We start from the raw sequence: 19,257 nt of genomic DNA, 5'->3' as shown, positions 1-19,257 counted from the left end.
GTTAGTGAAATGATCCAACATCACTGGCAAATTGAAAACAGCTTGCACTGGAGTTTGGATGTTGCATTCAGAGAAGATGATAGTCGAATTCGTAAAGGACATTCAGCTGAAAATATGTCTAGAATTAGGCAGATAGCACTTAATATTCTTAAGCAAGATAATACTTATAAAATTGGAATAAAAAATAAGAGACTCTCTGCTGGTTGGGATCATGAATATTTAATGAAGCTAATTTGTTCGGTGTAAATTTATATGCGATTGCCCTGGGCCTGTTGTTGAGCTTGCCATGCTGCAGCCAGTAAGCGTATAGCGAATAATGGATTCTGGATGGGCAGGGCAGGACTCGGTGGCCCAGCAACGGGAGGATTAGGATTATTCGTTAATGTGCTTAACCGTGCTACTCCATCACCACCTGAAAAAGGATGAACAGCTATACCTGGAGTAATTAATAATAAGGCTGTTACTGGCCTGGAGAAGATCCGATGTAAATTTGCTTGTTGGCTGATTCGAGTTGCCACTAAACCACCAAATGACCAGCCTGCCAGGATGAGTGGCCGTTCTTTTTCAGCAGCAGTTTGTTTTTCTACCAAAATTGCGATGGCTGCCAGCTCATCAAAGGTAAAAGTATCAATTGGCATGGTGCGTGACAGACCGTGTGATGGCCAGTCAAAGCTAATCACCCGAAATCCTGCCTGAGTCCATGTGTTAAAAAGGGTTGGGTGATTATCAAGCCGGTCAGCATGGCCATGCAAAAATAAAATATCTCCATGCGCTGAACGATTTTTGGGTTGGAAAATACCAACGCGTACATAACCTTTATGTTGAGCTTTAATATTGTTAATCGGCAGTTGAATAAACTCTTGAGTGGCATATGTGTGGGGAGTCAACACTGCACAAATGACAAATGTAATCAGTTTTCTAAGAGAAGGTGTAAGGTAGATAATCCACGGCAGTAAATAAGTCGTTCGGTAACTGCTAAGCCTGTTATCAGTAGTCATAACACGGAATCCTAAGCTGATGATTGGGTTGCTTGTCTATAGGGTTTTGTGGTGGCTGGCTGAGCAGTAGCTATCTTGTTAGTTATTTGGGTATGTTGAGGAAATAAATTGGGAAGGTCATGACGAATAATGAAATAACTAGCACGTTCAGCAAGTGCTGTGATGGTCAACAAAGGGTTAACGCCCAGGCTGGAAGGTATAAGTGAGCCATCAGCGATATATAGTCCTGGATATACGCCACCGTCCGGGTTATAAACCCTGCCACAATCATCTGTGACACCATGCGTTATATCATCAGCCATGTTACAGCCCCCAAGAGGGTGGACAGTAATTGGGACAGCGCTTTGACTTCCTAATAAAGAGACAGCTCTTGGGTTATTTCTGACATGAGCTTGCTGTTGATTGGCAAGTTGTTGCAATACTTGTTGTATATCTTGATAAATCTGTTGCTGACCAGCGTGTTGCCAGTTAATGTGAAAACTATTACCACGCCAACTTAGTTGGCCTTTTGCTTCATCTTTTCCCATCGCTAGCCACACTAAACTATGATTTAAGGGGCTTTTTGCATGCCAGGCAGAGTGTGGGGAGCGGCTCAAATTATGCAAAAGTGACAAGAGTGGTGATGGAAAAGCACCTTCTTCAAGAATAAAATGTTGCTCAGGTGGATCAAAAAATTGGGCGATATGGGTAATAGTGGGACCAGTATCGTAATTTGTATAATGCTGTTGGCCAGAACCTACACTTCCTGAAAAGGCTTTGTGGGCTGTGGTAAAGGTAATGGCATCGGCATTTCCGGACAGGTTTTTTCCCAGACGCTGACTAAACCGCATATAATTAGTTGCAGCTGAACGTAACAGAATTTGTTGTGTACCCAATACACCTGCACCCAAAACAAGTAAATTACAATAAATGACTAATTTTTTTTGTTTAAGCTGGTTATTTTCTAAATAACGTGATGTTGCTTGAATCAGGTAACGGTAATCAGGCTGGTCACTTGGCCGAATATGAGTAACTTCAACTTGACTAAAAATCTCTGCCCCTCGTGCTTTAGCTAAGGGTAGATAATTCATTGTCAGTGAATTTTTTGCTCCGCGGTTACAGCCAGTCACACAATCACCACACAGATTACACTTAAACTGTCGAATACCTTGGGCGTTGAGCGAGCCATGATGTTGAGTAAGATTGACGGCGATAGGTGCTTTAGCGACCCAGCTGCGACGCTGATGATGTGCTGCCCATGACTTTACAGTGTGGCGAAATAATTGCCCTTTAGCCAGTGGCGAGCGCTGGTAAATAGTTTGTCCTCTAAAGTCAGTTAGAGTGTAACTTGTACAGGTATGTGCTTTGGGTTCTTTACCAAACAGCCATGAGCCTTCTAACTGTGGATCGTGACGTCGGACAACCGTAACATCATGATGATCATAGTACTTTTCAACAGCAAGCATCTGTCGTACTTGTCGATAAAAAGGCGTCAGTTGACTGGCAGTTAACCGACGAGGCCACACGGGTTTACCTTCAGATTTTTGCTCAAACACTGATGGTGCTGGCGCTAATACCACACCCGCATTAATTAGTGAGCCTCCACCTAAACCATTGGCAACAAGCACATCAAGATCACTTGTGAGTTTAAAGTCAAATAGACCCAGTGGGGCTATGGGCGTTTTCAGTTCGCGTACTGCTTGTTTCAGATACTTTGGAAAATCACCTGGCTGATATTCTTGTCCGCGCTCCAGAACTACCAGTTGTCCATTTGGAAAAAAAGGACTAAGCCTGGCAGCCATAACGGAGGCTCCATAGCCTGAGCCTACAACAACTGCCGTGAAGCAATATTCATTACTGGTTGGCTGTGTGCCGATTAATGAGGAAAGGCGTTGATATTGACTAGCTTGTTTTCTGGTCATGGAGGTATGCCTCTCTCAGAATATCATCACTGGCTTTTTCGGCAATCATGTAAATGGGTAATACAATAAAAAGACCAGGAATGGTTGGAAAAATTGAAGCGTCTACGATGCGAACATTTTCAGTGCCTATCACTTTAAATTGGTTATCGACTACGGCTTTTGGGTCACTAAGATGGCCCATTTTATTGCTACAGGAGGCATGATGGCCCCAGGCTTCTTTTTTTATAAATGCATCCATTTCCGTTTTGGTATCAATGTCGGGACCAGGAACAATTTCGTTACCATGGTTAGTATCCAGCCAGCTTAATTGTTCGGCACGTTGATTAATTGTTCTGACAAATTCGATGCCTTCGCGAACTGCCGTAAGATCATAGTCACCGTCATGGCCATCATTAAAATAACGAAAATTAATTTCGGGAGGCTGGGTTGGGTTTTGACTGCGAATACGAACATAACCGCTTCGGTTGCGAGTATGTCCTTTTAAAATAGCCCAAGTAAAATAGCGTGGATCAGCAATAGCTTTACCGGCAAAGCCTGGTTCATATCCTTCAAAACGACTTGGGCCTCCAAAGATAAATAACTCAGGCTCTTTGCCTCCAGCGGTGTGGCGTTTTTTTATTCCTGCAAGAATGCCATTAGTGCCGTATGTTTTAAAAGGCTGCTGCTGTTGATACTCTTGCATACAAGGATCATTAGGCGCACCAAATGTGCAGTTTTTGAGGATATTAAAAGGCTGCTGGTAACGGCTGACCACAGCAACCTCAATGCGGTCTTGCAGGTTTTCTCCTACACCAGGACGATTTGCCAGTACTGGAATACGGTGTTGCTTTAACAGTGCTTTTGGGCCTATGCCTGATAGCTGTAACAGTTGTGGGCTGTTGAATGCGCCTGCAGCAACAATGACTTCTCGACGGGCAAATGCGACTTGCGGTTTATTTGGCGTAGTGCTTGAAGTTGCTGCGAGTGGGTCGGCTTGATATTGGTGCTTGCCTATACTGAATTGTACACCCGTTGCTTGTAACTGACCCGTTTTACTGGGTTTGAATAATATTTTCTGTACAAGGGCTTCTGTCTGCAGTACTAGTTTTGTTGGGTGTTGCTGCATGGTTTCAAGGACATATTCGCGGGTGCCTCGACGCTGATGATGGTAAGTTGATTGAGGAATCATGAATAAGCCTTCGGCCTGGGCTGACACGTTATCCCAGTCGTTAGGGTTTAAGCTAAATCGCGAACGTAAGGCCATCGCCGGATTATTTAAGTTCGCTTCAATATCGAAGGCTCGACCTGTGGTATTAGAGGTCAGCGAAGCAGCAGTAATTAATTTACTTAACACCTGATCTTTTAATAATACGGCTGGTGATGCTTGCTCAATAGGCAGCCACTGCTTTACCCGATCGAAGTATTGTCGCATAGGGTAACTTTGCCAGCTTTTATCTCCTGTCAGCTGTGCAATGTTGTCCCAGTCTTTATTGGCGGGATAAAGCGTTAACATGGCGTGGTGAGCGGTGCAGCCACCCACAGTACTGGCTCTGGGATAAAGCATGCCTTGTTGGGACTTGACGAAGCGCCGGCCATGCAGTTTAGGGTCGCTATAATGTTTTACATAAAAGTTCCAGTTCATGGTCGGGTCTTCAGAGGCTAATAAATGAAAAGCAGGAATCTGATAGTTCAGATTCTTTGCTTCCATTGCACCAGCCTCTAACAGGAGAACGGAATAACCTGCTTTCGCCAGATTAACCGCTACGGGGGCACCTCCAGCACCTGAACCGATTACGATATAGTCGTAGTGTGTATTTGGTTCTACGGCAGTAGTTATAGAGCGGCTTTTGGATATAGCTAAAGAGCTTAGGCAGATACCCGTTGAACCATACATAAGCTGACGAATAAAGTGTCTACGCAGTGGATTATTGAGTTTAAATGGGTTATCTGGCATGGACGACACCTGGTGTTTGAGTCATTGATAAGTGTTGACGGCTAAATTGTTTGTAACCAAGTCCAATGACACCCGCGGTTAACCAAAGCAATAATGAGATTGGCCAGTTGTTAAATACGAGTGTTGAAATACTAAGGATGAGGCTAATAAGACTGATCCCTATACCAAACAACAATGTAGTCATCGTTTTTGCGCTAAATAAAAAGCAGCAGCCAAAAATAAATAACAGTAGCTGGCAACCTAATACACCAAATAACCGATAAGTTTCACTATTGAGTAGTGTAAGAGACATTAATACCCCCAGCGTCATTGCAAAAAAAGCCAGGTGTACGCCAATATAAGATGGTTGAGGTGATTGATGTCGTTGCTGTTTTAATAGCATTAATCCTACCAATAATAAAATACTAAATAATCCACCGTATATTTGAAAATAAGAAAAAGTATTTACCGGTTGACTCGGTAACGCTGCAAAAAATTGCCAGCCCGCTTCAGTGCTTAAAGCAATCAGTAGAATGGTCCAAACTGTATAGCAAAATCTATTTATGGTGATTCGTTTATGTAAGCATAGTAACCCAGCAACCCCATGCCAAACGGTAAGTAACCAAAGGGTAAAATAGAACAGCTCTACGGTTAAATGTAATGGATAGTAGTCAGGGTTAAATAAGGGGTAGATGCTAAGCAATACGAAAAGTGTAAAATTAAATAAAGTTAATGTGGCTAAGCCTTGGCGCCATTGGATAGTAAATAAGTAAATAGCGTTTACTATTAATATAATTAAGTTAAGCCAAAGAAGCTCCCCATATAGAAAGCTAAAAAAACTCCAAACAGTAGCCAGAATTGAACTAAAACCGAGCAACCAAGGGTTTAATAAGGCAATACCAATTCCTGCCAGGCACAGCCACCACCATAAAATACTTTCCGTTATCGTGTTGGTGAGAGCGAACCACTGGCAGGATGCAAATAAACTAATACCTATTGCTAAACCTCCCCAGCAACTCCAAACCCATGATTGTATTTGTTTGCCTTGCATTCGTCTTACTAAACTAATAGTTATTGTTATAACGCCAATAAGCGCAAAAATAATGATATAAAGAAGTGGTGGAATTAAGATTAAATAGTCAGCAATTAATACGACTATGCCTGCAAGTAAAAGGCTGATCTGTAATTGTTGTAGTGAAACAATAAAGAAAGAACCTGTTTGACGATTAGCAAGTTGTGCTTTATTCATTTGTAACCATTGCCAAGCCATGATTAAAGTTGCGATTAAGTAGGGGAGAAATAAACGTATTTTTTTCCATGCTACTGCATAAAAAGGTAATGATGGTTGGTATTGCGTTTGAGTTGCGGTTGGTATTACCTCCATAAAGAAGCTCCAGCAGCACATATCAAACCAATCATGACACCTATGGCTACTTCTTTAGGTTGATGACCTATAAGCTCACATAATGGTGAAGAGAAGTTTTTTGAGGGAAAGCAAGTTTTATTTAATTGATTAATGGCTTTCGCATGATCATTTGCTGCAAGTCTAACCCCCATAGCATCTCTTAAAGTAATAAGCATTAAAGCAAAAGCGATGATGCTGGTTGTTGATAGCCCTTGGTAAAAAAAAGTAGAAAACGCCAAAGCGCTGACAAAAGCGGAGTGGGAGGATGGCATACCACCCTGTCCAAATATTAAATACTGAAGATTGATACGCTGTTGTGCCCTGCAAAAAAGCACACCTTTTGTCAACTGCGCAATACACCAGGCAGTTACACAGCTGATAGCAATCATATACTCACTATTTGACGTATTCATTAGCATAGTTTTACCCAGTGGCGTTAGGTTATGGGACTTGTTCAGTAGTACTGAGTATTGATTAGTAAATGGTCATGATTGCTTATAGCATGATGATTTATAGAAATACGCACTAGTCGATATAAAAACAATGATTGTTTAATTTTCATTTTAATAGATGACCTTTATATAAATAACAGTTGTTTTTTTAATACTTTTAAATATCTTTTAATAAAATTTCATTTTTGATTTTGCTTATGGATGTAGGACTATAGAGCTTTAGATTCTGAAAAATATTTCGTACTTTTTTTGAAACGAGACAAGTTTTTTAAACTTGTTGAGTGAGTGATGTGTTGAATGTGAATTTTGTTCTATGTTGATGCTAGGGTCTGTTAACACTATTTGAATATCACTGTTATGACGATAAAAGCACTTTTACCGTCATAACCCATCGGGCTGTGAGTCCTTCCCTGGGGGCTCCTTATATCAGAATAATTGCCACTTCCTTGCGGCAAACAGTTCAGCAGCCATTATCCAGCTTTTGTAATGTCATTAATATATATTGAGCTATTACTGTTACTGAGTTTGTTTGTGAAGCAGGTGCCAGGAGCACCGTGAGTAGGAGAGAAGATAACAAAACCTAGAAATCATTCGTGAAGGGTATATTTATGCTGAAAATAACTAATGATAAAAATCAAGGGAGTAGCAAATGACAAGGAAGCGTTTATGGCAGTGGATTGTTTCTATCGTCGTTGTTTTACCATTCATTGAGCTATCTACTGCGGAAGAGTCAAAAGTAGAGTATGCCGCAACTCGGATAATTCAGTCAGGATCGGGGCCTTTTGAGGGAGAAGTCTCAAGTCAAATATATGTATCAGGTAATAAAGAGCGCATAGAAACACAGGTTGGGTCTCAGTACATGATCACCATTGTTCGCCCAGATAAACACGTTGCCTGGTTATTAAGCCCACAGGAAAAAACATATCAGGAGATCGCTATTGATAATACGTTCAGTGTAAATCATGAGCGTTATTTTGATCGATCTAAGTTGAAGAAGCTGGGAGAAGAGAATATTGAGGGTATTAAGACGATTAAGTATAAAGCAGTTTCAGCCGAAGGGCTTTTTGCAGGGCATATATGGCTTTCTGAAAAAAGCATACCTCTGAAAATTGAAAAAGCCGATGATAAAGTTTCAGGCCAGTCTGCTGTCTCTATTATTTTGCGAGATCTTCGAGTTGGACTACAGACACCAAGTTTGTTTGAACTTCCTCAAGGTTTTAAAAAGGTGCCTTGATCAGAATAGTCTATGGTTTCTGGACCTTATGGCTACTTCTTTGATGACTGGAGGCAACATTGGCACTGTGCAGTTGCCTCCTTCAAGCTTTAATTTTTGAGGCGCCCTTTAAAAAAATGGGCCTCATATTAGGTTAATAACCTGCCCACATACAAAAGGTTAATAACCGACCCACATAGCAGGCACATATCCCTCTCGGATTCGTTGAGGGTGATCGCCCACATCAACACGAACAACTTCTTTTTTTGTTTTATAGTTGATGACGGACATTTGATCAGTAGCACTCCAGGAAATATAACAGTGCTCACCAGCCTGGTCACTGGTGACCCAGTAAGGTTTTTCTCCAAGCTCTGTAAGAATGTGATATTCAAATGTTTTACGGTCAACTAGGGCAAGATAATCATCCATAGTACCTGCAACACATAAAGTGTCTCCTGCTTTATTCATGGCAATACCATGGTGGGCAGAGTCATTTACGTAGTCAGTAATTGGCATATCAGGCACAAGGTTGGGTAATAGTGCCAGTCTTGTGATTTTATCCTCTTGCATATCATATTCAACAAAACCATGGAGGAATGATAATTGAAAATAAAAATAACGCTCATCTGGAGTGTGAGTCATTGGTCGAACTGCCGGACTCAGGCTATGCAGTCCTGCTTCTTTTAATTTATCAGCCATGTTGAATTGTTTTATGATCGTCAGCGTTTTGGTATCAACAACCTGAAATCGGCGTATACCTTTAGTAAAGTCCAGGAAATGCTCATCTAAAGGAGTAAACACCATACCAATACTGGCATGATAAATTTTACTGCCATCTTTTGCGTAAACATTTTCATGGGGGGAGTCCCCACTTGGGAACTGACCCAGCTCTTTTCCTGTTTCTACATCCAGAATGTGAACAACTTTACCTGTTGAGGCTGATACAGCTACTTGGGTGCCATCGGGAGACAGTGCCATATGGTCAGCACGGATACCTTTTACTGGGAAACGCCATGCTATTTCATTGGTGGCAATGTTGATAGCAACCACATCAGCAAAGCTGGGGCGGGATACAACTAATAATCGTCCATCCTTCGTACTGTACATATCATCCACAAGTTGGTCATGACCTTCACCTATCATGTGACGTATTGCTTGGAAAGCAATTAGTTTTATTGGATTAAAGATAATCTCTGTCATTCGTTGTTGCTTGTCTGGCACACCGTTAATGCGGCCAACTTTGACATATGTTTCAGCATCTATAACATCAATCATTCCTTCCCAGTTATTGCCTACAAAAATTACCCGACGAGGGTCTTGCCAGTTAGTTTCATTGGCTAGAGATGTGTTACTAAATATCCCTGTGAAGAGCAAGCTAGTCGATAGGATAACTGTGAGTAACCGTTTTAAAGCAAAAGTATTAGAAAGGTGCTTAATTGGAAGCTTGTTAAATGAAAGCATGTTGTTTTCCTTGTTATTTTTTTATCCCTGCAGTGAAGCGTTATCGTAGAGGTGCTTTTTCAATATCTACGAAATAACACACTTAATGACGGTAAAATGGGTTGTTAAATATTACCTGTAAGCATTTATTAATTAAAATAGTGAATACCCAGTATTTTGGGATTGGTTTTCTAATCTAGAATAATAACGAGAGTTAATGGAAGTTTTTTGACTATACCAAGAAAAATTGACTTTATTTGTTAAAAATGTCTCTAGACGAAGGGGAGGGCAGTCGTATAGAGAACACTTTTTAACATACAGTTAGCACTCATGTATTCCCTTATACAAAACGATTATTTTTGTGGTAAACAGTTTGATTCAGATAACTTCTACTTTACCTTAACAGGCCCTAGGCATAGCAATAAGTTATCCACCAAGGCTGTGGATAGCTTTGTAGATGAATGTGAGAGAGCCATGCATATAGGGTTATACAGCTCTTGGGTGAGATTTGATCAGGCTGTGTGCGGCGTTACAATTTGGTACGATTGTGAGTAAATATAATACAGATTTCTCTGAGTGCGAAGAATTTTATTTTGATTGCAATATGCAGTATTAATTTTTTTATGAAAATATCGCTAAATGGTTGCCAGTGCTGGAAAACAAAAAATTGCAAGTAATTCGATTTCAGTTATAACTTGCACAGAATGTTATCCAGCTTTCATGTCAGTATTTACTCTGCTATTGTTTTATCTCTGAGATGAAGTTTCGGACAGCAGAGTAAAAAGCCATAGGTTCATTTTGTATCCAGTGATTAGCATTTTTAAACTCGACATTATCGAGTGTTTTAATGAATTCAATAGCGCGTTCACAACCTGCTAGACTTTTAGTCCCCCAAAAATAACTTTTGGGAATTGAAAGTGTTTCATAAATTTGCCCCCAACCCACTACACCACGACAATCCAGTGTATTATGCTGAGCATAAATTTCACTAGCAGTTTCTCCCAATACCATTGGCTCACATCGTCGAACAGAAGATAGGTACTTTATTCCTGCGCTGTGGTGCCAAGCAAGGGGAAATTGATTAGCAAAACCGCTTCCTTTAACCCAAGCGCTGAATTCGTTTGCATTCAATGTAGAGTAATTTTCAGAAATGATTTTCGATAACAGAATGTTTTCTTCGTGCAGCCCTCCTTCTGCATTGATAAACCCTTGTATGATTTTATTTTCATCAAGCTGACATGCAAGTGTGCAGACATCGCCACCCCAAGAATGACCCAGTAAATAGCACTTATCGATACTAAAGTAGCTTAAGGCCTTTAGAATACGCTTAGCTTGTGACTCTGTACTATGGGAAAAGTGAGAAGCAGGAGAGTAACCATACCCACACATATCAAACATTATTAAATTGTATTGTGGTAACCAGTCAATCGCATCTGCAAAACACAAGTGGGATTCACCCAGTCCATGAATAAAAACTAAAGTATCTCGCGTATCAACAAAGGATGAGAACAAACTATAAAGTTTATCACCGTCAATATCTAACCATTTTTCGTTTAACACTTTGCCACCGATGAGTTCTTATGTATTGGAGGTTGCTTATGATAACCAATTAAGGGGAGAACGAAAGGCAAAATAGCGAAAAACTTAGCTCTATATAAATGCTGCTTGAGTACGACATGTTACGCCTTACACTACCATTAGCCAATAGTACTTTTAAGCTCTCCGATGATACTGATGTTAGGGCCTGTTAACACTATTTTAATATCACTGTTATGGGGATAAAAGCACTAATCTAGGCGCTAAGTGTGAAGTTTAGTTGTTCTAAATGAACAATGAGCAACAACGATTAGTGCTTTTACCGTCATAACCCTTCGGGCCGTGATTATTTTTCCACCTAGCAGCGTTACAAGTCACTTATGTAGAATGACTACACGGCATTCCTTGTGCCTTGCCAGGTGGAAAAATAGTCTACGGCAGTGGTGATTCAAATAGTGTTAACAGGCCCTAGGTTAGGCGACAATTTATTACATGTTGATGGGTTGATATTTGTTATCGAAAAACGATAATATGTTATTGTTGTTTAGTAATCATAGATCCTGGGAAGTCATATGCGTATTCCAAGTAAATATATTTTCATTCAGATTCTATTACTGATTATAGGCATGTCGTTTTTGAGAGTAGGTTTGGCTAAAGTGTACTGTGGTCCCTATATGGTCAAAAAGGGCTTAACAACAGCAGAAGTTAAGAATATTTGTGGTGAACCAATGAGCATAGATGATCTTGGCACCATCATAGAAGAAACAAAAGAGGATAAGAAAACAAAAATAATTCGTGAAACAGTTGTTTTGCGTTGGACATATGGTAAACCAGGTCTGCCTTTTAACTATATCACTTTTTATAATGGAAAAGTTAAACGAATAGAAGAAGGAAAAATAATGGTACGTTAACAGTATATAGTGTGCTTTGGCACTATGTTGTGTATCAATTTGGTAATTTATTCTTAATGATTAATTTATGCTGAGAGTTGATGATGAGTCCTTTAACAAAAATACGTGTAACAAGCTTGTTGGCAATTTTATGTTTGATATGCTTTGTATTGTATAATCTTTTTTTAATAATAAGTGGGGACAGCTATGTCTTAAACAGTGAAACTGTAGACGGTATGCATGAGCACGTAATAAGCTTTATTATTGTAGAGTTTATTTATCAAACTATTATCGTAGGATTCATGGTAAGCATTTTTTATCAATTCTATGTGGGGGATATATTTTCAAAGAAAAATCTAAGACTGTTTTTTGCTATTGGATTCGTTTTTATACTGTATCCCGTCTACTCCTATATGGCAGATCTTATAATAGACTTGTTCTTTTCCCTTGAGCAAAAATCAGGCTCATTCACTTTGAATTTAAGTTTAATTTTAATGCCACAGTCAAATAAAGAACATATCGTGGCTGGAATCACTATATTGCCGATAGCGTATATCTTAAATCTTGGCAGAGAAATAAAGTCTGAACTGGATGACTATATTTAAAAGGACTTAGTATATGCCTATCGAGTGTCAAATAAACGTTTTATTAGCCAAAAAAAAGTTAAAGTCAAAAGATGTTGCTGAAAAAATTGGTATTACACCACAGAATTTTTCTGTTTTAGTTAATGACAGGGCTAAAGGTATTAAGTTTTCAACTTTAGAACGACTATGTGAGATTTTAGACTGTACTCCAGGTGACTTACTTCACTATCATCCAGTCAAAGATGATTAAATTGAAAGAACCATCGGCTTGTAGTGCACATTTGTTTTAAGCCATTAATGTCTGTTTAGTAGTTATACCCACGGCGAAGGATTTTTAGGGGCGGCCGTCAAGCGATGAAGCCCCTGGGCAAGTTTACTGCTGTGAAACTTGCGGTAGCCACTTTAATTGATATAACAGCGCTGCTGAGCGGTTATATTAATATGTGACTGGGGTGAAGAGCGAAGGCAACAAACCCTACTAATGTGTCGGGAACACATTAGAACAGCTTCGCTGGCTCGTTAGGGTGAGCGCTATGGATAGCGCACATAAAATTGATTCGCGAAGGGTATATAACAATAGTGTTATTAGTCATGTGTGTAGATACATATATCTTGTAAGCAGAGCAATCTCATATAAAGTGTCTTTAAATTACCTTTGTTCAAAGTCTGTATAATGTACGTCGAACACGCCGTAAATCCATCCCTGGAGGCTTGGTTGCCGCATCCTTGCGGCAAACAGTTCGAAGTACATTACCCAGCCTTTTTCTTACCAGGCCATACGCCACAATATAATTATTATTTCTTTAAAGTGATCGGAAGACTTCAATAACAAAAGTTAGCACTGACTGTAATGAGAAAAAGGCTTTATGAATAAAATGAGTTACGTAAAGCCATATAGTGGTTCAGATTTGACTTATCTATTAAGGGTACACCTATAATGGATCTTTTTCAGTTCAGTACACTTCTTTAAGGAAAACACTGTATTTTATTGATTGGTATAAATTTTGTATATCCTAATAAAGTTTAATAATGTGTTTAAGGGTAAGCAAAAATGTTGAAGAACTTATTATTGGGGTTGCTCTTAATTGGTGTTTCATTCAATGCTGTTTCTGCTTTGGTTCATCATCATTTTTCAGGAAAAATAACAGAGCTAAAGAATATTGACTTTAGTATTGATGATCCTTTCAATGGTATTGTAAATATTGGCACGGAATTTTACGGATTTTACATATACGATTCAGAAAAAGCATATAATGATGGTGATGCTTGCGATATTGGATCTCAGTGTAGATGGGAGTTTTTGATTCCTCCTTCAAGATTTGTCGTCACAGTTGGTTCACTAACAATAGAAATCCCTGAAGACTTTACAATTTTGCAAACAGACAGTGTAACTACAGATGGAAATCATTGGTACACAGTAAGCAGTGCAGATTACTTTGACATTGGTGGTAATTGGACTGTTAGTGTTGAGTTTGACCTCAAAGACTCAACAGGCAGTGCCATAGTTGATCCAAGTAATTTATTAATACCACCTGACTTAAATGACTTTGACTTACCAATATTCGAGATTATCAGGGATTATAACGGATGTACTGGTTGTTATGGGCATATCATGGGGCAACTATATACCTTATCAACCGTGCCACTACCTGCAACTGTTTGGTTATTCATCAGTTCTTTAATTGGTCTCCTTAGTGTGACCAAACTTAAAAAGTACAAATGAAGCCGAACTAATTTCTACTTCTCGGTAACAGTTTGAAAAATAATACTCAGCAACTCATTGTGCTCGGTTCACTTAGGGTATACTTTAAGTGCATTAGTTATTAAATGGTTGATTATTGGCCGATAAGTAGGGGAGCAAAGTTAAAAGCACGCTAACACGGTGATTTTTTGAATTATATAAATTATATTTAGTAATACCATACCGATTATAAACATAAGATAAAAGAATAGTATCAAACGTTACACTAAATGGAAGATCGATGATTAAAGAAAAACAAAATTTAAAAGTTCATATAATTGTGTAGCTTTGCTGGGAAGTAACTTATAAGACTGATATGTAGATAACTTACCTAAGCCACTTGAAAGTTAAATATGTTGGCCAAAAATTAACCTGTATACGGTTCCAGAGAAGACAACATTCGGTTTGTACTAAATTTTACTTTTTAGCATGGTATTTAATAATAGATACAGTTAATATTAGTTTGGTTTACAGCCTGTTATCAATATATTTCAGTACGTGTTTACAAGGTAGTTTTTATGAATCGGATTCTTCAAATAGATTGTTTTCGTGGATGGATGCTTTTAATAATGACTGTAGACCATCTTTTCTTTCTTCCCTTTTCCTACCTTGAAGGTTGGTCAAATGTTACATATGGTTTTGCAGGATATGTAACCGCGGCAGAAGGCTTTTTCTTTCTATCGGGGTTAGTCTCTGGTATTGTCTTCACTAATGTTATAGTAAGCAAATCCTACGGTTATGCACGTTCTAAGCTGTTACATAGAGCCAGAGAGTTATACCTTTGGCACCTACTATGTTTTACTTTGGCAGCATTAATTATCTTCTGTTTCCCAAGAATCACGTCAAGCTGGGCAGAAAACCCATATATGACTGACTTTGTAGAAAGTCCTATGGTTAGTTTAATTATGGGAGCTTTTTTTACATCCCTACCAAATTTACTTGATATTTTACCAGTGTATGTCTTATTTTTAGTAATCACTCCATTTATATTGAAAGCATTTTTACATGGTAAATTAAAAGCTATTATTAGTGGCTGTTTTGTTTTTTGGCTTATTGCTCAGTTCAGACCACAGGATGTATTATGGACGCAGGTGCACTCCTGGTATCCTCAATTGCCGTGGAATTTTGGATATTTTGAAATTCTTGCTTGGCAATTGATATTTGTTTTAGGGCTGGGGTTTGGTTACTCCTTAGTAAACGGAACATTAAAGCTTCCTAAATCAAGAAGCTTATTGGTGGTTTCGTTATTATTTACTACTTTCATGCTTTGCCATCGGCACTCGTCTAATCTTCAATTAGTTATGCCTTTACAAGAATATTGGACAAGTATCTCTTCATTTGGACCACTACGATTATTAAACACTATTACGCTTGCATATATTTTATTTTGGGCTGCCTGTAAGTTTCCTAATTTTTTTAAGCAAAAACCTTTAATATATTTAGGGCAACACTCACTGTATGTATTTACTTACCATATAATTTTGCTTTATACACTCACACTGTTTAGAACACCAATTAGTGAGCTGAACGTCTTTTTACAAATCCTTATATTTGGAGCTTGTTTAGTCAGTTTATGGATGCCTGCATATGCACATTCTGTATGGAAAGCAAAACAGAAAGTAGAACTATCTAGAACAAAAGGAACAAAGTTGGCAGTATAGTTCTGATAGTTTCGTTCAGTTGGATAGCACATATGACCAGAGCTGAACAATAACAGGACTGTTTGTAGGCTAGTTTGCGTAGATATCTATAGTGGTAGTGTTTGCCTATAGTTTACCCTATAAGCTGTTTATGCTACTCATGGCTTTTCGTTACCATGGCAAGCACAGATAGATCAGCGTTGGTAGTGACATCTGTTAAGCTACCAGTGCTGTGACCAGAGTGATGCTTGTGGTTGATCCGTGGTAACCATTATATTTGCACATCAACTGGAAACCATTCGCCTTTATGCAAGTGATTACTGTTAAAGCATTGTATTTGTATGACATTTTGGTGGTTTTTTAATAGTTATCTTGTATCAGTAAAGTGCTGAGTTGCACTAACTTTGAAATAAGTTGCTATAGAAATAATGGTGGTATTCTTTAAAAGAGTGCGTGTAAGCCTTGATGCAATAAAGCCATTAGAGCACACCATAATATAGCATAAACCCAAAAAGTCTTACTAGATAAAGTGTCTTTCAATATATTCATAGCTGCTTGCATCCTTGCTATGCAGTAAACTTAATCATGATCGTTACGGAAGAGCATACCTAAATTGTAGTAGTTTTTAGGCATTAAACCAGTGATAAATTACATTATGAAATATTTCAATGAACTTTACACTTGGGTTGAATGAGTATGAATAATTATGTAATACCATGCATGCAGTTAGTTGAGGGTATATGAGACTGTTGGTGTCGCAAATAGCCTTATATGTTGTATGTGTAAAGCAATGCTCGTCGATTTTCATCTACTTTAAAAGAACCTCGTAAATGCCTACCGGGTATCAAATAAACGTTTTATTATACCCAAAGCGAAGGGTATAGTGATTTATTACTGTTATTTATTTAAGCGAGATTTGGGTAAAACGCAAAGAGGGTTGGCAATACTTGAATTTGTTTGTGAAGCAGGTGCCAGGAGCGCCGTGAGCAGTAGAGACCAAGGATGGTCTTCTGCTGCGAGAGGAACAAATGAATTCTAGCATTGCATGAGTACAATCTCTGCTCATCACAAGCACTTTTTATATGCGGTTGCTCTGGGTGTCCTGTTCTTTCCTATAAAAAACTGTATGAGAGAGCCTCAGTAATGACGTCATTGGGATGATGTTTGTCATTATTTGTTAGTGAATAGCGTGTTTAAAATAGATATATTATCAGTTATTAATACCTGTTTATCGTTGAGTTGTTGTTTATGATGTACTGTGTCTACTCAAAGTATGACGTTGTGACGTTTCTGTTTTTTGCAGGATGATCCAAGTTAAGTGTTAGCTACAATATCTAAGGTATTTTTAAAACGTCATATTTATTACTTGAAACCAAGCACTTTTTTTTCACTATTTCAGAATTTGTAGTAAGAGGTAGTCTGAAATGCGAGATAAATACGAAAAGCTATCACCAGTGACGATTATTCTCCATTGGTCAGTAGGCATTGGTATAATGGGTCTTGTTGGAATGGGTATTTACATGACTGAAAACCAGTTATATGAATTGTACCCAGTTCATAAATCACTTGGTCTACTTTTGGTAATGATTGCTTTAACACGTTTTATTTGGCGTTTAATTAATAAGTTTCCTACCCCTGCTGGCCAATACACCAAAATAGAACATGTCTTAGAAAAAAGCGTGCATTGTTTACTACTCATCTGTACGCTAGTTATTCCTCTCTCTGGTATCACTATGTCGATTGCATCAGGCTATGGTGTTTCTTTTTTTCAAATGGAGTTAATCAGTGCCAACCTTTCCACGACTAACCCAACTGAAATTGTTGCAACCAATCATATATTAGCAAGTACTGCTGCAGCAGTGCATAGTATAGCCAGTTATTTTTTGATGATTTTACTAGCCCTACATATCTTAGGTGCACTAAAACATCATATGTTTGACAAAGATAATACCCTAAAACGTATGCTGGGCATTAGCTCAAATAGTGTTAACAGGCCCTAAGTAATAGCTGATGATCAGACAATAACGATTGACAAAAAAGCAAAATATGAATTATGAGTAAATTATTGTTGTTACTATTGATTAGTATTTTTTCACAAACGGTTAATGCTAATAAGGAATCAGTGCTCAATAGCGTGTTGCCATGCGATTATGATTTAAAAAACTGCTTAAAAACATTTTACACTAATATTTTTGATGACCCTAGTTATATTGATATATATTTCTCCCCTGATTATACTCATCATTCGGATGGTGATATATTAAAGTTTAAAGATTTCAAGGCACACATTACCTATATAAAACCAAAAGTGAAACAAATCAGTTTTATTGTTACTAAAGCCGCAAAAACTGGAAACACAATTTCAGACAGGCATGTAGTGACATTAGAACTATTTGATGGTAGTAAGGCCATGATAGAGGTTATTCAAATATCTTACCTCAAAGATAATAAAATTTATGAAATACATGAGCTATCAAGAATACTACATGGTAAAGATGCTTTACAAAAACTAAAATTGATTGATTAAAAAATAAAGCTTCGATAAATCTTAATATTACCTGAAATGCCATGAGCACTTACTTTTTTACGAACACCTTTAGCTGATTGGGTAGCTTGGTACTGAGTAGAATGATGTCAATGGCTGGCTTTTATGTATCAATGTTCCTGTGTGACTAATACCTTTGGCTTTTTAGTTTGGTATAGGTTTCACTCATACATTAGTGATGATCAATAGCTGATTTCTTTTGTAATGGCTGTTCAAGTTGACTTTCGCAATGGCGTAATAGGAATGAAGTTTGTCATTATTTGTTAGTGAATAGCGTGTTTGGAATCGTTATATTATCAATTATTAATATCTGTTTATCGTTGAGTTGTTGTCCATGATGTACTTTGTCTACTCTAAGAATAACGTTGTGAAAGGTCTGTTCTTAGCATGATGAGCAAAGTAAAGTGTCGGCTGCCTACTATGCTGAGTATTTTATTACAGCAGAAAGGCATTGATTTTAATGAACTTTTAAGGCTAATACATTGTTCGGAGCTTATAAGCTGTTCTAGTACAAGCTTTGAGCTTACGGTTGATGAGTATTTCCTGTTTTGGCGTACGCTGAAAAATATATCAACTAATCCATTACTTGGTTTAGAGTTAGGGGCAGAAATAAAGTCTGAAACATTTGACCCTGTCTTTTTGGCTGCACTAGCCAGTAATACCTATCAGGATGCACTATCAAGACTTGCTCGATTTAAGAAGTTATTATATCCCGCGAAAATCCACATTATTGAAACTCGACTTTGGCCATCAAGCAGCCATCGCGAGTTGATTAATTAAAGTGTCAGCGTCATTGGGTGTTAATTTAATAAAGTCATCACTTATACTTGAGTTTGAAAAATATTCTTCAGCCCAAATTGTTCGCCTAATAAATGCGATGACATCGGAAAATGTTGCTTGATCTTTTTTGTCATACCAACTGGTTAATGCCGGTTGTAAAAGAGTGGATTGTCTCATTTCTTTGGCGATAACACAGGCTAAGGAATACAACCCCATTAAT

Annotated in this window: 18 protein-coding genes; 10 read left to right on the top strand and 8 right to left on the bottom strand. The window is 38.2% G+C overall.

Annotated features, from left to right (window positions below; translation table 11 throughout):
- Window positions 1-246 (top strand): ISAs1 family transposase (locus tag F607_RS0117860; RefSeq protein WP_157365343.1); only part of this gene is annotated, 246 nt, incomplete at its 5' end.
- Between the two features lie 2 nt (window positions 247-248).
- On the opposite strand, the gene F607_RS0117855 is transcribed toward F607_RS0117860, so the two are convergent.
- The 5 genes from F607_RS0117855 to F607_RS0117835 are packed head-to-tail and all read right to left on the bottom strand — an operon-like array spanning window position 249 to window position 6,629.
- Window positions 249-998 carry an alpha/beta hydrolase gene (locus F607_RS0117855; protein WP_027709194.1) on the bottom strand — a complete coding sequence of 250 codons (750 nt, stop codon included), beginning with the start codon at window positions 996-998 and terminating at the stop codon, window positions 249-251.
- 11 nt (window positions 999-1,009) lie between these two features.
- A complete protein-coding gene (locus tag F607_RS0117850; RefSeq protein ID WP_027709193.1) occupies window positions 1,010-2,899 on the bottom strand; it encodes a GMC oxidoreductase in 1,890 nt (629 codons plus the stop codon).
- Window positions 2,880-4,832, bottom strand: a complete 1,953-nt coding sequence (locus tag F607_RS30290) for a GMC family oxidoreductase (RefSeq protein WP_051311598.1) — start codon at window positions 4,830-4,832, stop codon at window positions 2,880-2,882. The genes F607_RS0117850 and F607_RS30290 overlap by 20 nt, the downstream gene beginning before the upstream one ends.
- Window positions 4,822-6,195, bottom strand: coding sequence for a hypothetical protein (locus F607_RS0117840; protein ID WP_027709192.1), 1,374 nt, complete (start codon window positions 6,193-6,195; stop codon window positions 4,822-4,824). The genes F607_RS30290 and F607_RS0117840 overlap by 11 nt, the downstream gene beginning before the upstream one ends.
- Entirely contained in the window at window positions 6,186-6,629 is a 444-nt protein-coding gene (locus F607_RS0117835) for a divergent PAP2 family protein (RefSeq protein ID WP_165773415.1), read from the bottom strand. Before F607_RS0117835 ends, F607_RS0117840 begins: the two co-directional genes overlap by 10 nt.
- A gap of 688 nt (window positions 6,630-7,317) precedes the next feature.
- Between F607_RS0117835 and F607_RS0117830 the strand changes: the two genes are divergently transcribed.
- On the top strand, window positions 7,318-7,902 hold the full coding sequence (locus F607_RS0117830; RefSeq protein WP_027709190.1) for a DUF4412 domain-containing protein: 585 nt from the start codon (window positions 7,318-7,320) through the stop codon (window positions 7,900-7,902).
- Between the two features lie 159 nt (window positions 7,903-8,061).
- On the opposite strand, the gene F607_RS30285 is transcribed toward F607_RS0117830, so the two are convergent.
- Complete coding sequence (locus tag F607_RS30285) at window positions 8,062-9,342, bottom strand: YncE family protein (RefSeq protein ID WP_157365515.1); 1,281 nt, start codon at window positions 9,340-9,342, stop codon at window positions 8,062-8,064.
- A 717-nt stretch (window positions 9,343-10,059) separates the two neighbouring features.
- Window positions 10,060-10,881 (bottom strand): alpha/beta hydrolase, encoded by an 822-nt coding sequence (locus tag F607_RS0117820; protein ID WP_027709189.1) that lies wholly within the window; start codon window positions 10,879-10,881, stop codon window positions 10,060-10,062.
- Window positions 10,882-11,429: 548 nt separating this feature from the next.
- Here F607_RS0117820 and F607_RS0117815 point away from each other — a divergent pair.
- The 8 genes from F607_RS0117815 to F607_RS0117775 all read left to right on the top strand — a co-directional run bounded on the left by F607_RS0117815 (window position 11,430) and on the right by F607_RS0117775 (window position 19,037).
- Window positions 11,430-11,768, top strand: coding sequence for a DUF2845 domain-containing protein (locus F607_RS0117815; protein ID WP_027709188.1), 339 nt, complete (start codon window positions 11,430-11,432; stop codon window positions 11,766-11,768).
- A gap of 80 nt (window positions 11,769-11,848) precedes the next feature.
- Window positions 11,849-12,352 carry a hypothetical protein gene (locus F607_RS0117810; RefSeq protein WP_027709187.1) on the top strand — a complete coding sequence of 168 codons (504 nt, stop codon included), beginning with the start codon at window positions 11,849-11,851 and terminating at the stop codon, window positions 12,350-12,352.
- A 13-nt stretch (window positions 12,353-12,365) separates the two neighbouring features.
- Window positions 12,366-12,581 (top strand): helix-turn-helix domain-containing protein, encoded by a 216-nt coding sequence (locus F607_RS0117805; protein ID WP_027709186.1) that lies wholly within the window; start codon window positions 12,366-12,368, stop codon window positions 12,579-12,581.
- A gap of 801 nt (window positions 12,582-13,382) precedes the next feature.
- Window positions 13,383-14,054: a hypothetical protein gene (locus tag F607_RS0117795; RefSeq protein ID WP_027709185.1), complete on the top strand. Its 672-nt coding sequence runs from the start codon at window positions 13,383-13,385 to the stop codon at window positions 14,052-14,054.
- Window positions 14,055-14,590: 536 nt separating this feature from the next.
- Window positions 14,591-15,733: an OpgC domain-containing protein gene (opgC, locus tag F607_RS0117790; RefSeq protein WP_038291755.1), complete on the top strand. Its 1,143-nt coding sequence runs from the start codon at window positions 14,591-14,593 to the stop codon at window positions 15,731-15,733.
- A gap of 1,403 nt (window positions 15,734-17,136) precedes the next feature.
- A complete protein-coding gene (locus F607_RS0117785; protein ID WP_027709183.1) occupies window positions 17,137-17,712 on the top strand; it encodes a cytochrome b in 576 nt (191 codons plus the stop codon).
- Window positions 17,713-17,765: 53 nt separating this feature from the next.
- Window positions 17,766-18,239 carry a hypothetical protein gene (locus tag F607_RS0117780; RefSeq protein ID WP_027709182.1) on the top strand — a complete coding sequence of 158 codons (474 nt, stop codon included), beginning with the start codon at window positions 17,766-17,768 and terminating at the stop codon, window positions 18,237-18,239.
- Window positions 18,240-18,644: 405 nt separating this feature from the next.
- The gene (locus F607_RS0117775) at window positions 18,645-19,037 is read left to right on the top strand and encodes an AraC family transcriptional regulator ligand-binding domain-containing protein (protein ID WP_038291753.1); all 393 of its coding nucleotides are present in this window, start codon (window positions 18,645-18,647) and stop codon (window positions 19,035-19,037) included.
- Here the strand turns inward: F607_RS0117775 and F607_RS34730 are convergent.
- Window positions 19,008-19,257, bottom strand: a 250-nt coding sequence (locus F607_RS34730; RefSeq protein ID WP_038291752.1) for a hypothetical protein, incomplete at its 5' end; no start/stop codon positions are given. The two genes, F607_RS0117775 and F607_RS34730, sit on opposite strands and share 30 nt — an antisense overlap.

This window comes from Zooshikella ganghwensis DSM 15267 (assembly GCF_000428585.1).
GTDB lineage: Bacteria > Pseudomonadota > Gammaproteobacteria > Pseudomonadales > Zooshikellaceae > Zooshikella > Zooshikella ganghwensis.
This window is presented reverse-complemented; position numbering and strand designations above follow the sequence as displayed.

Coding starts and splice junctions, on each gene's coding strand:
- F607_RS0117855 (WP_027709194.1), bottom strand. CDS start 998: ATGACTACTGATAACAGGCTTAGCAGTTACCGAACGACTTATTTACTG.
- F607_RS0117850 (WP_027709193.1), bottom strand. CDS start 2,899: ATGACCAGAAAACAAGCTAGTCAATATCAACGCCTTTCCTCATTAATC.
- F607_RS30290 (WP_051311598.1), bottom strand. CDS start 4,832: ATGCCAGATAACCCATTTAAACTCAATAATCCACTGCGTAGACACTTT.
- F607_RS0117840 (WP_027709192.1), bottom strand. CDS start 6,195: ATGGAGGTAATACCAACCGCAACTCAAACGCAATACCAACCATCATTA.
- F607_RS0117835 (WP_165773415.1), bottom strand. CDS start 6,629: ATGAATACGTCAAATAGTGAGTATATGATTGCTATCAGCTGTGTAACT.
- F607_RS0117830 (WP_027709190.1), top strand. CDS start 7,318: ATGACAAGGAAGCGTTTATGGCAGTGGATTGTTTCTATCGTCGTTGTT.
- F607_RS30285 (WP_157365515.1), bottom strand. CDS start 9,342: ATGCTTTCATTTAACAAGCTTCCAATTAAGCACCTTTCTAATACTTTT.
- F607_RS0117815 (WP_027709188.1), top strand. CDS start 11,430: ATGCGTATTCCAAGTAAATATATTTTCATTCAGATTCTATTACTGATT.
- F607_RS0117810 (WP_027709187.1), top strand. CDS start 11,849: ATGATGAGTCCTTTAACAAAAATACGTGTAACAAGCTTGTTGGCAATT.
- F607_RS0117805 (WP_027709186.1), top strand. CDS start 12,366: ATGCCTATCGAGTGTCAAATAAACGTTTTATTAGCCAAAAAAAAGTTA.
- F607_RS0117795 (WP_027709185.1), top strand. CDS start 13,383: ATGTTGAAGAACTTATTATTGGGGTTGCTCTTAATTGGTGTTTCATTC.
- opgC (WP_038291755.1), top strand. CDS start 14,591: ATGAATCGGATTCTTCAAATAGATTGTTTTCGTGGATGGATGCTTTTA.
- F607_RS0117785 (WP_027709183.1), top strand. CDS start 17,137: ATGCGAGATAAATACGAAAAGCTATCACCAGTGACGATTATTCTCCAT.
- F607_RS0117780 (WP_027709182.1), top strand. CDS start 17,766: ATGAGTAAATTATTGTTGTTACTATTGATTAGTATTTTTTCACAAACG.
- F607_RS0117775 (WP_038291753.1), top strand. CDS start 18,645: ATGATGAGCAAAGTAAAGTGTCGGCTGCCTACTATGCTGAGTATTTTA.